The 14,095-nt window shown below is 56.3% G+C and carries 13 protein-coding genes and 1 tRNA gene; 10 read left to right on the forward strand and 4 right to left on the reverse strand.

All coding sequences use genetic code 11. From position 1 onward, the window contains the following. Positions 1–37 precede the first annotated feature (37 nt). The 9 genes from ABEA67_RS14225 to ABEA67_RS14265 are packed head-to-tail and all read left to right on the forward strand — an operon-like array spanning position 38 to position 8,636. Positions 38–1,246 (forward strand): O-antigen polymerase, encoded by a 1,209-nt coding sequence (locus ABEA67_RS14225; protein ID WP_345466337.1) that lies wholly within the window; start codon positions 38–40, stop codon positions 1,244–1,246. Next, on the forward strand, positions 1,239–2,243 hold the full coding sequence (locus ABEA67_RS14230; RefSeq protein WP_345466339.1) for a glycosyltransferase family 2 protein: 1,005 nt from the start codon (positions 1,239–1,241) through the stop codon (positions 2,241–2,243). Before ABEA67_RS14225 ends, ABEA67_RS14230 begins: the two co-directional genes overlap by 8 nt. Beyond that, entirely contained in the window at positions 2,236–3,057 is an 822-nt protein-coding gene (locus ABEA67_RS14235; RefSeq protein ID WP_345466342.1) for a glycosyltransferase family 2 protein, read from the forward strand. The genes ABEA67_RS14230 and ABEA67_RS14235 overlap by 8 nt, the downstream gene beginning before the upstream one ends. Then, on the forward strand, positions 3,054–4,259 hold the full coding sequence (locus ABEA67_RS14240) for a glycosyltransferase (RefSeq protein WP_345466345.1): 1,206 nt from the start codon (positions 3,054–3,056) through the stop codon (positions 4,257–4,259). Before ABEA67_RS14235 ends, ABEA67_RS14240 begins: the two co-directional genes overlap by 4 nt. Further along, positions 4,256–5,416 (forward strand): glycosyltransferase, encoded by a 1,161-nt coding sequence (locus ABEA67_RS14245; RefSeq protein ID WP_345466347.1) that lies wholly within the window; start codon positions 4,256–4,258, stop codon positions 5,414–5,416. The genes ABEA67_RS14240 and ABEA67_RS14245 overlap by 4 nt, the downstream gene beginning before the upstream one ends. Further along, positions 5,413–6,456, forward strand: coding sequence for a dTDP-glucose 4,6-dehydratase (gene rfbB / locus ABEA67_RS14250; protein ID WP_345466349.1), 1,044 nt, complete (start codon positions 5,413–5,415; stop codon positions 6,454–6,456). The genes ABEA67_RS14245 and rfbB overlap by 4 nt, the downstream gene beginning before the upstream one ends. Continuing rightward, positions 6,453–7,370, forward strand: a complete 918-nt coding sequence (rfbA, locus tag ABEA67_RS14255; RefSeq protein ID WP_425557202.1) for a glucose-1-phosphate thymidylyltransferase RfbA — start codon at positions 6,453–6,455, stop codon at positions 7,368–7,370. Before rfbB ends, rfbA begins: the two co-directional genes overlap by 4 nt. After that, positions 7,363–7,911 carry a dTDP-4-dehydrorhamnose 3,5-epimerase family protein gene (locus ABEA67_RS14260; protein ID WP_345466351.1) on the forward strand — a complete coding sequence of 183 codons (549 nt, stop codon included), beginning with the start codon at positions 7,363–7,365 and terminating at the stop codon, positions 7,909–7,911. The genes rfbA and ABEA67_RS14260 overlap by 8 nt, the downstream gene beginning before the upstream one ends. Next, positions 7,908–8,636 (forward strand): SDR family oxidoreductase, encoded by a 729-nt coding sequence (locus ABEA67_RS14265; protein WP_345466353.1) that lies wholly within the window; start codon positions 7,908–7,910, stop codon positions 8,634–8,636. The genes ABEA67_RS14260 and ABEA67_RS14265 overlap by 4 nt, the downstream gene beginning before the upstream one ends. Here the strand turns inward: ABEA67_RS14265 and ABEA67_RS14270 are convergent. The 3 genes from ABEA67_RS14270 to ABEA67_RS14280 all read right to left on the reverse strand — a co-directional run bounded on the left by ABEA67_RS14270 (position 8,625) and on the right by ABEA67_RS14280 (position 10,873). Beyond that, positions 8,625–9,557 (reverse strand): hypothetical protein, encoded by a 933-nt coding sequence (locus ABEA67_RS14270; RefSeq protein WP_345466356.1) that lies wholly within the window; start codon positions 9,555–9,557, stop codon positions 8,625–8,627. The genes ABEA67_RS14265 and ABEA67_RS14270 overlap by 12 nt on opposite strands. Next, positions 9,554–10,714 carry an O-antigen ligase family protein gene (locus tag ABEA67_RS14275; protein ID WP_345466359.1) on the reverse strand — a complete coding sequence of 387 codons (1,161 nt, stop codon included), beginning with the start codon at positions 10,712–10,714 and terminating at the stop codon, positions 9,554–9,556. The genes ABEA67_RS14270 and ABEA67_RS14275 overlap by 4 nt, the downstream gene beginning before the upstream one ends. A gap of 84 nt (positions 10,715–10,798) precedes the next feature. Then, positions 10,799–10,873: transfer RNA gene (locus ABEA67_RS14280), tRNA-Glu, on the reverse strand. Positions 10,874–11,017: 144 nt separating this feature from the next. Between ABEA67_RS14280 and ABEA67_RS14285 the strand changes: the two genes are divergently transcribed. Beyond that, positions 11,018–12,445 (forward strand): phosphoglucomutase/phosphomannomutase family protein, encoded by a 1,428-nt coding sequence (locus ABEA67_RS14285; protein ID WP_345466361.1) that lies wholly within the window; start codon positions 11,018–11,020, stop codon positions 12,443–12,445. A 210-nt stretch (positions 12,446–12,655) separates the two neighbouring features. Here ABEA67_RS14285 and lpdA read toward each other — a convergent pair whose 3' ends face one another. Then, positions 12,656–14,062 (reverse strand): dihydrolipoyl dehydrogenase, encoded by a 1,407-nt coding sequence (gene lpdA, locus ABEA67_RS14290; protein ID WP_345466363.1) that lies wholly within the window; start codon positions 14,060–14,062, stop codon positions 12,656–12,658. Positions 14,063–14,095 lie beyond the last annotated feature (33 nt).

A 14,095-nucleotide genomic window follows, 5' to 3' on the forward strand; every position in this document is an offset into this window, starting at 1 on the left:
AATTAATGTTAGCTGTGGGTATCTTATGAGGGGTAATATGGGATTTATATTTAACCCGCTTATATTAATATCTTTTCAGTCGGCTTTGGCTATCCTTCTAACTAATAACGGAGCGGTAAGTGAAGTTAATTATCTCTTTTATGTCCTATGTCCACTCTTGCTATACCTAATTTACTATATAGTAATGAATAAAGTTTTTCCTGCTGCTAGATCTAATGCTTCTACTAATAAATTTTCAAATGCGCAGGTATGTGCCTCATACATAATTATATTATTAATAGTAATATCAGATTTATGGATAATAGTAAGGATAATTCCTTTCTACGGAGGATTATATGAGGCTATTCACAAATTTGGTTCTACAGATGTAGTAACTTACTTGCAACGGCAGGGTCCTTTGTCTATCAGGCAACTAATAATTATCAACTTCTTTCTACCTGTGTTTATAATTCCACTGATAATGAGCGGTTATAAATTAACGAAATACCTTTTTATATTTTTCTGTTTAATTGTAGTACTCATGGCGGGTGGTCTATATGGAGCTAGAACGCTTTTTCTGGAACCTTTGATAGTGTCAGTGATTATCTATTGTCTAGGAATCAGAAAAAGTAGCAGGGCGATTATGCTGATGGTGTCTGGCCTTGCTGTTTTAATAGCAGGTATGTCATTTTTGCAGGCATCTCGATTCAATGCTAGAGGAATAGATGAGGGCTCGCGAATACTGCTGAACTATTATTCTATATCTCTTAACCAGGGTGCAAAGGTGGTAGTAAACGACGAGACTAGGCAGCCACTATACTGGACACTTAGCTCCACATTTAATTTACCAATCATAAGTAAATTAATTGGTACTAAGACTGTCTATGAGGGTATCTTCGGAAAAATACCGATTAATACACGAGAAGATGATTTTAATTATGTAAAGGAGCTAGGTGGAGACCCAGCCTACAATACTCTGGGTATATATGCTTATACATATCTAGATGCCGGCATATGGGGTGTCTTTATACTTCTACTAACCTTTATATATAGCGATTTCCTTTATAGACTATATATGAGGGGAAGCGTTATGGGGATTTTGCTCTTCCCTACGATATATGTATTGCTATTGGATCAGCTTAGAACGGCTGGCTTATTCTCCGCTAGAGCCCCTTACTTCTTACTATCTGCGTTGTGTCTTTACTTCTTGGGTAAACTGACGAAACGGGGGCGTTATGGCTATCTTGGAAAGGGAGCAGATGACTAAACCACTTTACCAAGTCGTGCTAGCGACTTATAACGGATCCGCTTACTTGGAGCAGCAGATAGTGAGCATACTGAATCAATTAGGTGATGGTGAACTCCTAGTGCATGATGATGGTTCTTCTGATGGAACAGGTGACATTCTTCAGAAATGGTCACATCTTGACCATCGTATCCGTATTCTGGATGCTCCATCTTATGGAAACGCTAGGGCTAACTTCTCCTACCTCTTAAGTGAGACCACCTCGCCTTACGTCTTTCTATCAGATCAAGATGATATATGGTTACACAATAAAATTGAAGAGCTTTTACGAATAATTAGAAATGGTGAAAGTCAGTATGGAAGCAGTGTTCCTATTTTGGTTCACAGCGACTTAGTTCTTGTGGATGGGATTGGGGAAACTATAGCTCCATCTATGTGGAGGTATCAGAACTTGAATCCTGAATGGTGCCAAAGTTTGAACCTCCTGCTTGCGCAAAATGTAGTCGTCGGATGCACGACGCTGGTGAATCGCGCTTTGATAAGGGAGGCATTACCAATACCTTCGATGGCCACAATGCATGATCACTGGCTTGCACTTGTAGCATGTATAAGCGGAAGAATTTTTTATACTAAGAAGCCAACTGTTCTCTATAGACAACATTCAGGTAATGCGGTAGGGGCTAAGGAAATAAGCATAGTATCTAGAATGCGCAAGATGGTGGAGTTGCTTTCTGGTAAGAGCTATCCCGAAAAGCAGGTGCGAGAGATGGGTCAAATGTACGCTACTGCTTCTGCTCTTGCTGCTATATATCCTGCTGGCGAGGTTGGTAGAAAGTTAAGACATTTTGCCTTACTAGAGAGATGTAGTACTGTTGAGCGTATAAAGATTATATTTTCAGAGCGTTTCTTTATGAATGGTGTGATATCGAACATAACCTGGATTTTAATGCCCAGAAAATATGCTTACCGCGCAACTATTTTTCTTGCTGCCATATTTAAAAGGAGAAACAATGCTTGAATCTAATAAAACTGCCACGGTAATAGTTAACTGGAATGGGTATGCAGACACTATAGGATGCCTTTACTCTTTATGTAAGAGTGGTGTAGACATTAATGATATTATAGTTGTAGATAACAATTCCACCAATAATTCGATAAAAGAAATAAGGGAGCACTTTCCTAGGGTGAATATAATTGAGAGCGATATAAATGGTGGATTCTCCTATGGATGTAATCTTGGAATTAAGTATGCGCTGATACACAACTACAGTTTTGTTTGGCTTCTTAATAATGACACCTTGGTTCTACCAGATACTCTTAGTAAAATGGTTAGTTATGCTAACGATACTGGCGCTAAAATTGTTGGGTGTACGGTTAGAGACATAGCCTTCCCCTACAACCTTCAACTATTAGGCGGTGGTTTCGTTAATTTTTTCAATGGTACGACACAACTTAATCTTAAAGAAGATGCTGCTGGCATGACATTTATTAGTGGGGCTAGTATGTTGGTAAGGAGTGAGATATTCTCAGATATAGGCCTGTTTGATGAAGGATATACAATGTACTGGGAGGATGTTGAATTTTGCGTAAGAGCAAAAAGACATGGCCACTCCCTAGGAGCAGCCTTTGATGCACTTGTTCTCCATAAGGAAGGGGGAAGTGTTGGCAGAAGAAGCTTATTAAAGGCCAGATACATTACTCTTTCTACTAGAAGATTTTTCAGACAAACAACTAAACTCTGGTTGTTACCGGTAATGTATCAGCAATTAGGTCGTTCTATTATGTCTATTAAGCGAGGCGAGTACGAATATCTGCAGGTAATTTGGTTATGAAATCCTGCAAGCAAGAAATAGAGACAGAAGGGCGAATCATATTTATTAACCATACATCCCAGATTGGTGGTGCTGAGGTATCTCTTATTGGTATTGTTGAAGGGCTTAGCGCATGTATGAAGTGTGAGGTAGTGGCATTTAATGAAGGCCCTCTCACAAAGATTCTTTCCTTGAAAGGTATTAAAAATCATATTATTATAGCGAGAGGCGTTGGAGAAATTCATCATAACTCGGGGACGCTGAGTCAGATGCTCCTCTCTCTTTCTTTTTTTAACCTATTTTTTAAGATACGTGTATATCTGCAGAAGGGAGACGTAATATACGCTAATACCCAGAAGGCTCTAGTCCTGGGGAGTATCATTAAAGCCTTTAGCAATAATAAATTAATCTGGCATATAAGAGATATATTAGGTGCATCTTATTATTCAAGAATGCAGAGTAATTTGATTGCACTTCTCGGCTCCGTTTTTGCTGATGGGGTAATAGCAAATTCCGAAGCAAGTCGTCGGTCTTATCAAGAGCAATTAGGCTATCGAATCGGCTCATCTATACGATATATAATATGGGGTACTCAAGCAATCGATACAGTTTATGACGGTATAGATTTGGACAGTCTAAATAAAAAAAATCAAATTGAGGATTTAGGTATCTCAACACCCTTCTGTGTTGGTGTCTTCGGCCGTATAACACCTCTAAAAAACCAGCTTGAAGCTATTAAGGCTATTAAAGAAGTAGATGATACAACTCTGCTTATTGTTGGCTCTGCTGAAGGGGAGTCGCAATACCTGAAAGAGATAGAGGAATTCATCGAGGCAGAAGGTATTCAGGAAAGAGTAAAACTATTAGGATTTAAGGAAAATGTCGGCGACTATATTAGATGTTGTGATATTATTGTTCATGCGGGCAAGGGAGAAGAGGCATTAGGAAGGACTATCATTGAAGCAATGTTATGTAGGGTTCCAGTCATTGCTTCCGCTGGAGATGGTCCTAGAGAGATTATCGATTATGGAAAGACGGGTATACTATACAATGTCGATAATCACGGTATGTTAAAAGAAAATATCAAGTTTTTGTTGCGAGACGAGAGGTACCGGGCAGAGATTGCTAACAATGCCTACTTATACGCTATCAATAACTTTGATTCGACTATAATAAATAGAAAAATAATAGAATTTATAGAAAGAGTTTTGGTGAAAGGATGAACAAAACTGTACTTGTGCATGATTGGCTCTCGGGGGGCAATGCGGGCGCTGAAAAAGTCCTTGCTGAAATGCTGCTCACTCGCCCCGCTCCTGTCTATACACTTGTATACAAGACCGAAGACTTTATGGGGACGCCGCTGGAGGCGGCTGAGATCCACACCAGTCCTATCCAACATTGGCCCAGGGGCATCAGTAATTACCGCACCTATCTACCTTTCATGCCTTATCAAGTGGAGCAGTTCGACCTGACTGGATATGACACCATCATCTCTAGCAGCCACGCAGTCGCCAAAGGTGTTCTGGTGGGAGCAGGGCAGCTCCATATCAGCTATGTGCACTCGCCTATTCGCTACGCCTGGGACCTCTACCAGCAGTACCTGCGGGAAGCCAACCTGACCAGCGGCGTCAAGGCGACCCTGGCAAAGATTGCGCTGCACTATCTCCGCATCTGGGACAGCTCAACAGCTAACCGGGTGGATGTCTTCTTGGCCAACAGCGAGTATGTGGCGAGGCGCATCTGGCGAACCTACCGGCGACCAGCCAGAGTGCTGTATCCACCGGTGGATGTTGGGCGCTTTGACCATACCCGTCCCCGTGAGGACTTCTACCTCACCATGAGCCGCTTTGTGCCCTACAAGAAGATTGATCTTATTGTCGAGACCTTTACCCGATTGGGCAAGCCATTGGTAGTGATCGGAACGGGGCCAGACTTTGAGAAAGTCAGGGCGCTGGCCGGACCAAACGTGCAGTTGCTGGGCCGTCAGAGTGATGAAGTGGTCGCCGATTACATGGCCCGTTGTAGGGCGTTCGTCTTCGCTGCCGATGAGGATTTCGGTATCGTTCCGGTTGAGGCACAGGCGGCAGGTGCCCCAGTAATTGCTTATGGCAAGGGCGGCAGCCTGGAGACCGTGATTGCCGACAAAACGGGGGTATTTTTCGGGCAGCAGAACGTGGAGAGCCTCTCGCGGGCTGTCAGTATCTTTGAGGAAAAAGCCCATCTGTTTGACGCAAACACTATCCGGCAGCATGCCGAGAAGTTTCGTCCGGAACGGTTCCGGGCAGAGTTCGAATCCATTCTTACGGCAGCCGAGGCGGCCAAACAGCGGGGTGAAGACCCAGAAAGAGCGGTTATGGCCTTAACATTGGAGAACCTATGACACGAACAGGACCTCAGAACCTCCTCGTTACCGGCGGTTGCGGCTTTATCGGCAGCAACTTCGTACGCTACTGGCTGGAGCAGCATCCGGAAAGCCGGGTGGTGGTCTACGACAAGCTCACGTATGCAGGCCGCAAGGAGAACCTGCATAACCTGTGGGGCAGCTCGTATCTGTCGCTGGTGGTGGGTGACATCGGAGATATGGATCTGGTGCGCCGGACCTGCCAGGAGAACGGCATTGACCTTATCGTCAACTTTGCAGCCGAAACCCACGTAGACCAGAGCATCCTGGGACCGCTGGTATTCACCGATACCAACGTGCGGGGCACTCACGTTCTGCTGGAAGTGGCCCGCGAGCTGGGCATCCGGCTGCATCACATCAGCACGGATGAGGTGTACGGGCACATCCGCGATGGGCATCAGAGTGTGGAGACAGACGAACTCGCACCGCGCAGTCCCTACGCTGCCAGCAAAGCAGCGGCTGACCAGCTCGTGCAGGCCTACGCCATCACCTATGGCCTACCCGTGACCATCACACGCGGCGCGAACAACGTGGGGCCGTACCAGTACCCTGAAAAGGCCGTGCCGCTTTTTTCGACCAACGCGATCCTGGGCGAGCCGCTGCCGGTGTATGGTGACGGCAAGCAGATGCGTGACTACGCCCACGTGTATGACCACTGCACCGGAATCGAGACCGTGCTGCTACGGGGCGAGATCGGGCAGGTTTATAACGTCGGTACTGGGCGCGAGATGACCAACCTGGAGATGGTGGATCTCGTGTTGGAGACGTTGGGTAAGGACCATAGCCTGGTCAAGCACGTGGCTGACCGCCCAGGGCATGACCGGCGGTATTCCATGAACGTCGAGAAGCTCCGGGCACTGGGCTGGGAGCCGAAGTACGACCCCCGGCAGGCGGTAGCAGAGGCCGCAAAGTGGTACGAGGGCAACCGCTGGTGGTGGGAGCCAATTCGCAGCGGCGAGTTCCGCGAGTACTACAACCGGCAGTACGCCGAGCGGCTTGCAGGAGCGGCGCAGCAGTGACGGCGACGCCAGAGCGTATGGCGGAGGGGAAGCCGCGGCGGGGCATCATCCTGGCGGGCGGGAGCGGCACGCGGCTCTATCCGGCCACACTGGCCGTCTCCAAACAACTGCTCCCCGTCTACGACAAGCCGATGATCTACTACCCGCTGACCACCCTGATGCTAGGCGGCATACGTGAGATTCTGATCATCTCTACACCCGAGGACACCCCCCGCTTCCGGCAACTGCTGGGTGACGGCTCGCAGTGGGGCCTGCGGCTGGAGTACGCGGTGCAGCCCCAGCCCGAGGGCCTGGCCCAGGCGTTCCTGATTGGCGAGGAGTTCGTGGAGGGGCACCCCAGTTCCCTGATTCTGGGGGACAACATCTTTTACGGCAACGACCTCTCGGACCTGATGGTGGCAGCGCACCAGAAGCCGGCCGGGGCCACGGTCTTCGCCTATCAGGTGAGTGACCCCGATCGCTACGGCGTCGTGGACTTCGACGAGACGGGCCGGGCACTCTCCATCGAGGAAAAGCCTGCTCAGCCCAAGTCGGATTTCGCTGTTACCGGGCTGTATTTCTATGACGAGCGTGTTTGCGAGCTGGCGCGCGGCATCCGCCCCTCGCCTCGGGGAGAGCTGGAGATCACCGATCTGAACAACATCTACCTGGAAGAAGGTGGGCTGGATGTGCAACTGATGCGCCGCGGCTTTGCCTGGCTGGATACGGGAACGCACGAGAGCATGCTGGAAGCCAGCCTGTTCATCCAGACCATCGAACATCGCCAGGGCCTCAAGGTCGCCTCCCCCGAGGAGATCGCCTGGCGTAACGGCTGGATCACGACCGAGGCGCTGCTTGAGCAAGCGCAGCGTCTCGCCAAGAACCAGTACGGCCAGTATCTGCTGAAAATCAGCCGGGAGAAGTTTCATGCCTGACCATCAGATTCAACTCGCCCCCAAGTACGCCGCGGCCCTGGGCTTTGAAACGTACCCTCCTGCGCCTCAGATCGAGGGGGTCTGGTTCCAGGCCCTCCGCAAGAACCGCAGCGAGAACGGCGCGTTCATGGAATACCTGCGCCTGGACGAGCAGGGCGTGCAGAACCTGCCGGGCGGGCTGGTACCGCGCCAGATCAGCGTGTCCTGGGCCGCGCCGGAGCGCATCAACGCCTTTCACATCCACGTCAAGGAAGAGCAGAACGAGATCTGGTGTGTACTCCAGGGCCAGCTGATGATCTGGCTGGTGGACTGCCGCGAGGGCAGCCCGACCTTGGGGGTGCAGCGCAAGCTGGTCCTCAGCGGCGAACAGCCTATGCTGGTGCATATTCCCAGCGGGGTCGCGCACGGCTATCAGGCGGGGGAGCAGGGAGCCACCCTGCTCTATACGATGGACGCCCAGTTCAACATCGAGGACCCCAACGAGGGCCGCCTCCCCTGGAACTTCTTCGGGGAAGACCTGTGGGATGAGGACCGGGGGTGAAGATTCTTCTGACAGGCGGCAGCGGGCGGCTGGGCACTGAACTGCGCGTCCTGCTGCCTGAGGTGGTCACGCCGACTTCGGGCGAGATGGACCTGACCAACGCCGAACAGGTGCTGGAGGTGGTCCGGCGGGAGCGGCCAGACGTGATTTTGCATGCGGCGGCCTATACGAACGTCGGGGCCGCCGAACGGGAGCGCGAGGCTTGCTGGAACACCAATGTCGTTGGGACCCGCCACATGGCGCAGGCCGCCAACGAGGTCGGTGCGAAGCTGGTGCATATCAGCACGGATTACGTCTTCAGCGGCAACGAGGGCGGCTACCGCGAGACGGATACGCCTGGTCCTGTGGTCAACTACTACGCCCTGACCAAGCTAGTAGCGGAAGAGGCAGCCCGCGCAGCTAGTCGCCATCTCATCATCCGTACCAGCTTCCGCCCCCGGGAGTTTGCCTACCCAGTGGCCTTTAGCGACGTGTATACCGGCCAGGATTACGTGGACATCATCGCGCCCGAAATTGCGCTGGCGGTGCAGCATGCCTCCGACATAGAGGATGAGGTGCTGCACATCGTCACCGAGCGCAAGAGTGTGTATGACCTCGCCCGCCGCCGCAAGCCGGATGTGCAGGAAGGGACCCGGGCACAGGCAGGTGTGACGCTGCCGGGGGACGTGAGCTTAAATACGGAGCGGTGGCAACAACTCCGGGAACGGCTTGTTTTAGAGGGCTGACGAACTGGAAGGCTGTGAGGATGGCCGGAAACCGAACAGAAATGCGAAAAGCCCCAGGAGGCAGAGGAGTACCCCCAAGCCTGCCAGGGGCTTTTCCACAGCTGTCCATTTGCCCTGAGGGAACAGCCGCAGCTCCTGAATGTAATAAGGAACAGGGCCATTGATCGCTTCAAGTCTTTGAACACTGTCTTGCACCCTTATGGTCTGCTGCATGCCAGAAGTTGCCGTCACACTTAAATGGTGCAGTTTGCCATCCAGCTCCAGCGTCAAGTTGCCACTGACCAGGGTGCCGCGCCGTTCAGCACGAACCCTCTGGAGGGGTTGGTCATCGAGCCGGAACTCAAAGGTCTGCCCATCTGTTGCACTCAGCAGACGATACTTCAGTACCTGGGAGCCGTTGATTTGGGAAAGCAGGTCCACCTGCCCCCCGGGTACAAGCAGATAGACTGCCGGATAGTCCATTTTCGACGCACCATACAGAAGCCCCGCACTGCTGTGTGTGAAGGGCTGGATCCCTGAAAATGTCATCTCGTTCAGAGAAACAGCCATATCGGTCAGATCCTCTGGCGCGAAGAGTTTTAAACCCGGACTCAGGTTGCTTTTGTTGGTGAGGAGACTGATGGTGTTATCCCCTGCTTTGAGCCGGGCAAGCAGGGAGATGTCGTAGAGTTGGTGACTACGGGCACTTTCGAACTTTCCCAGTGGTATGTCATTCAGGGCAAGGTTCAGCAATTGCTGCGGGTAAGGCAGGGAAAATTTCAGGTGAATGGTAGCAAGTTGGCTCTGCCGGGCCGTCAATCCCGCAGTTGCGACCTTCCCCAGGGTCCAGCGGCCCCAATCTTCCTGCCCACGAAAGCCGCTGAGCCTTTGAATCTGCACGTGGGGGAGACCAGCGTCAACGCTGGGAACTTCTGAACTCACGCGGCTCTCCTTTCATTGACCCGTACCCTATCCACCAGCACCAGCCCCACCCCCGCCCACCACAACTCCGCGAAGTGCTGGCTGGGCAGCGCAATGACCACATCCACTACGTTCATCGCGGTAAAGCCGTAGAGGAGAGCCAGGGTGAGGGGGTCGCCCAGCAGGGCTGCCCGCCACAGGGCGTAGCCCATCACGGCGGCCAGGCCCAGCAGGCCCAGCAGGCCACTTTCCAGCAGCCAGTGTAGCCAGGCGTTGTGGGCAATCAGCCACACGCTCGACCAGCGGCTGAGGCTTTCCGGACACTCGATCTTGTTGCGTTGCAGGGTGGGCGTGAGCTGGCAGCCGTCCTTGAAGAGGTAGGTGAGGTAAGGCCCGCCCTGGTAGGGGCCGACACCACCCACGGGCGAGGTCTGCCAGCCCAGCACGGCGTCGCGCCAGACGTACTCGCGCCCACTCGTCTGGTCGTTGAGCAGCCGCTCGACCGGTTCCAGGGGCAGCTTCCAGGTGGTCGTGGCCGCCGACAGGGCCAGCACCAGCGCGGCCGGGGCCAGCACCCACCAGCGGCGCTGCCGGCCCCCGAAGGCCAGAGCGGCCAGGCTCCCCACGCCCAGCGCCAGCAGAGGTCCCCGGCTGCCCGCTGCCAGAAAGGTGGCGAGGGCCAGCAGGCCAGCGGGCCAGCGCCACCACCTCGCCCCACCCTTCCAGAACACGACCAGCCACAGCGCCACCACCGCGACCAGCCCCAGCGACACGATGTAGTAGTAGGGGTGGCCTAGCCGCTCCTGAACCCCGGCAAAGCCCTGGGTGTACAACGTGTAGCCCCAGGCCGTTGCAAAAATCACCAGTTGTCCCCACAGCAAGGGCCTCAGGTTGCGGCTGTCGCGCAGGTAGACGCCCGCCGCGATCATCGCCAGAATCAGCAGGGTCCGCCCAGCCGCCAGCCCCAGCGAGAGCAGCGGCTGGGGGGTAAAGAGCGCGGCGACCAGTTGTGTGGCCGCGAAGAAGAACAGCACGGAACGCGCCGCCAGGGGCAGCGTCCGCAACTGGCCCAAGCAACCCAGGGCGGCCAGATACAGCGGCGGGAAGACGGGCACGAGCGCGAGCAGCCAGCTCACCCAACGGGGCGGGGTGAAGGTGGGGGCCGGGGAAGAGGTCACGCGCGACAGTATAGGGAGCGCTCAGCCCTGGCCGGACGGAAGCCAGCCACAAGCAAAAACCCCCGCCGAAGCGGAGGCTCTGTTTGGTGACCCCAACGGGATTCGAACCCGTATCGCTACCTTGAAAGGGTAGTGTCCTAACCGTTAGACGATGGGGCCACACCATTTCAGCTCGCTTGCGCTCGCCGCCTTTCAAGGGGCACCGTTTCCGGCACGCACGGAAGAATAGCGGAGGGCGTCCCTTTCGTCAACAGGGGAAGTGGGGCCACCCTGCTACACTCGGCAACCGGAGCGAACTGACCTATGCCCATCACATTCGGAACAGACGGCTGGCGGGACATCATCGCGGAGGAGTTCACCTACGAGAACGTCCGGCAGGTCGCGCGTGCCCATGCCCAGGCATTGCGGGCGGCCGGGGGAACGTCGGTCGTGGTGGGGTTCGACACGCGGTTTCAGGGCGCGGGGTTTGCGCGGGTGGCCGCGGAGGCGCTGGCGGAGGGTGGGCTGGACGTGCTGCTGGCGAGCGAGTTCCTGCCGACCCCCGCCCTGTCGTTCGCGGTGGTGCATCACGGGGCCGCCGGCGGCGTGATGATCACGGCCAGCCACAACCCGCCGGAGTACAGCGGCTACAAGATCAAGGGGGCCTACGGCGGCAGCGCCACCCCGGCCCTGGTGGCCGACATCGAGCGCGCCCTCGCACAACCGGAGGTGTACGACGGGCCGCATGGCACGGTTCAGCCCTTCGATATCCGGGAGGCGTACTACGCGCAGCTCGACCGGCAGCTCGACCTGAAGGCGCTGCGGCGTTACCGGGGGACTGTCATCCACGACGCGATGGGCGGTGCGGGGAGTGGCTGGCTGACCGGCTACGCCCGTCACGCGGGCCTGAACCTCGACCTGCGGGAGCTGCACGGTCGGCCCGATCCCCTGTTCCACGGCGTGAACCCCGAGCCGATTCCCCAGAACCTCGGGGAGCTGATGGCCGTGTTGGCGGGCGAGACGGGCACGGCGCTGGGTGTGGTCACGGACGGGGACGCCGACCGGGTGGGGGCCGTCACGGCGGGAGGACGTTTCTTCAACAGCCACCAGATTTTCGCGGTGCTGCTGCGGCATCTGTACGGGCGCGGTCTGCGGGGCCGGGTTGTGAAGACGGTGTCGGGCAGCCGCATCATCGAACTGCTCGCGGAGCGGCTGGGCCTGGAACTGCTCGAAACCCCGGTCGGCTTCAAGTACATCACCGACGCCTTTCTGGAGGGCCAGACGGATGAGCGCCGCGCCGTGCTGATGGGTGGCGAGGAGTCGGGCGGCCTCTCGTCGCGGGGGCACATTCCCGAGCGGGACGGGCTGCTCAACAGCCTGCTGATGATCGAGGCGGTCGCCGCGAGCGGTCAGAGCCTGGACGAGCTGTTCGCCGGCATCGAGGCGGAGGTGGGCTTCCGGCACCATTACGACCGGGGCGACCTGCACCTCAGCCCCGCCTTCGACAAGAACGCCCTGCTCACGCAGGCCCAGACATACACCGAGGTCGCCGGACACCCGGTGGAGGGCGTGAAGACCACCGACGGCGTGAAGCTGCTGCTGGCAGGCGGCGCATCGGCCATGTTCCGGGCTTCCGGCACCGAGCCGGTGGTGCGAGTCTATGTGGAGGCGCAGACGCCGGGGGACGTGCAGACCATCCTCGCGGAGGCGACGCGGCGGGTGCGGGCGCTGGACGCGGAGCAGCCCGCCTGAGACGGACTCGGATGGAATCGTTGACGCAGTGATTCCATCCAAGCAGAGCGAGTGGGAGAAAAACGGGTTCCGGACGTGGAGCTTGCCCATCGGCTCTGTTCCGATGGGTCAACGGAACAGACGGAATCCGTATGAGGACAAAAGCGAGAGGCGGGAGGCCGAAGCTCTCCCGCCCACTCTTTTTGCTGACCACTGAAAGCTGCCCGCTCCTTACATATGCAGCGCGCGCTTGTCGGTTGCCAGGGCGGCTTCCTTGACCACCTCGCTGAGGGTGGGGTGGGCGTGAACGGTGCGGCCCAGGTCCTCGGCGCTGCCGCCGAACTCCATCATGCCCACGGCCTCCCCGATCAGCTCGGAGACGTTGGGGCCGACCATGTGGATGCCCAGAATCCGGTCGGTGTCGGCGTCGGCGACGACCTTCACGAAGCCGCGGGAGTCGCCGTGGCCCAGCGCGCGCCCGTTGGCGCTGAAGGGGAATTGGCCGGTCTTGACCTTGAGGCCCTGTTCCTTGGCCCCCTTCTCGGTGAGGCCCGCCCAGGCGATCTCGGGGCTGGTGTAGATCACCCAGGGAATCACGTCGTAATTGACGTGTCCGGCCTGCCCGGCGATCAGCTCGGCCACCGCCACGCCCTCCTCCTCGGCCTTATGGGCCAGCATTGCGCCGCCCACCACGTCCCCGATGGCGTAGATGCCGGGGAGGTTGGTGCGGTAGTGCGCGTCCACCTTCACGAAGCCGCGTTCATCGAGGTTGAGGCCCACCGCCTCCGCGCCCAGGCCCTGTGTGTTGGGCACGCGCCCGATGGACACGATCAACTTGTCGAAGCTGGCGGTCACGGCGTTGCCCTTTTCCTCGTAGGTGACGGTCACGCCCGATTCGTCCTGCTTCACGTCCGTGATCTTGACCCCGAAGTGGAAGTCCAGGCCCTGCTTCTGGAACTGCTTGAGGGCCTCCTTGCTCACCGCGTCGTCGGCGGCCAGCAGGAAGCCGGGGAGGGCCTCCAGGATGGTCACCTGCGCGCCCAGGCGACGCCACACGCTGCCGAGTTCGACACCGATCACGCCCGCGCCGATCACACCGAGCTTGCCGGGCACCTGCTCGAAGGCCAGCGCGCCGCTGTTCTCCACGATGTTCCCGCCGAACGGCGCGAGGGGCAGGGCGCGGGGCTGGCTGCCGGTTGCCACGATCACGTTCTTGGCGCGAACCTCGGTGCCTGCCGCGTCCACGATCCAGCCGTCCCCATCCTGGCGCACCAGACGCCCGAGGCCGTGGAAGCTGGTGATCTTGTTCTTCTTGAACAGGTAGGCGATGCCGCCCGTGAGCTTGTCCACCACGCTTTCCTTGCGGCTCAGCATCCGGCCCAGGTCCACGCGCGCGCCGTCCACCTCAATCCCGTGGTCGGCCGCCTCGTGCGTGATCATCTCGAACTTCTCGCTGGAATCCAGCATCGCCTTGCTGGGAATGCAGCCCACGTTCAGGCAGGTGCCGCCCAGCGAGGCCTTGCCGTTGCGCTCGAAGGCGTCCACGCAGGCCACCCGGAAGCCCAGTTGCGCGGCGCGAATCGCGGCCACGTACCCGGCGGGGCCGCCGCCAATCACCAACACGTCATAAGAGTCCATAACCACCCCCGAGCGTACCACCCGCCTCCCGTG

The organism is Deinococcus carri (genome assembly GCF_039545055.1).
GTDB lineage: Bacteria > Deinococcota > Deinococci > Deinococcales > Deinococcaceae > Deinococcus > Deinococcus carri.

Excerpts from the sequence above, each read along its gene's own strand:
- ABEA67_RS14230 (WP_345466339.1), top strand. The coding sequence starts at position 1,239 with ATGACTAAACCACTTTACCAAGTCGTGCTAGCGACTTATAACGGATCC.
- ABEA67_RS14240 (WP_345466345.1), top strand. The coding sequence starts at position 3,054 with ATGAAATCCTGCAAGCAAGAAATAGAGACAGAAGGGCGAATCATATTT.
- lpdA (WP_345466363.1), bottom strand. The coding sequence starts at position 14,062 with ATGGACTCTTATGACGTGTTGGTGATTGGCGGCGGCCCCGCCGGGTAC.
- ABEA67_RS14245 (WP_345466347.1), top strand. The coding sequence starts at position 4,256 with ATGAACAAAACTGTACTTGTGCATGATTGGCTCTCGGGGGGCAATGCG.
- ABEA67_RS14235 (WP_345466342.1), top strand. The coding sequence starts at position 2,236 with ATGCTTGAATCTAATAAAACTGCCACGGTAATAGTTAACTGGAATGGG.
- rfbB (WP_345466349.1), top strand. The coding sequence starts at position 5,413 with ATGACACGAACAGGACCTCAGAACCTCCTCGTTACCGGCGGTTGCGGC.
- ABEA67_RS14260 (WP_345466351.1), top strand. The coding sequence starts at position 7,363 with ATGCCTGACCATCAGATTCAACTCGCCCCCAAGTACGCCGCGGCCCTG.
- ABEA67_RS14285 (WP_345466361.1), top strand. The coding sequence starts at position 11,018 with ATGCCCATCACATTCGGAACAGACGGCTGGCGGGACATCATCGCGGAG.
- ABEA67_RS14225 (WP_345466337.1), top strand. The coding sequence starts at position 38 with ATGGGATTTATATTTAACCCGCTTATATTAATATCTTTTCAGTCGGCT.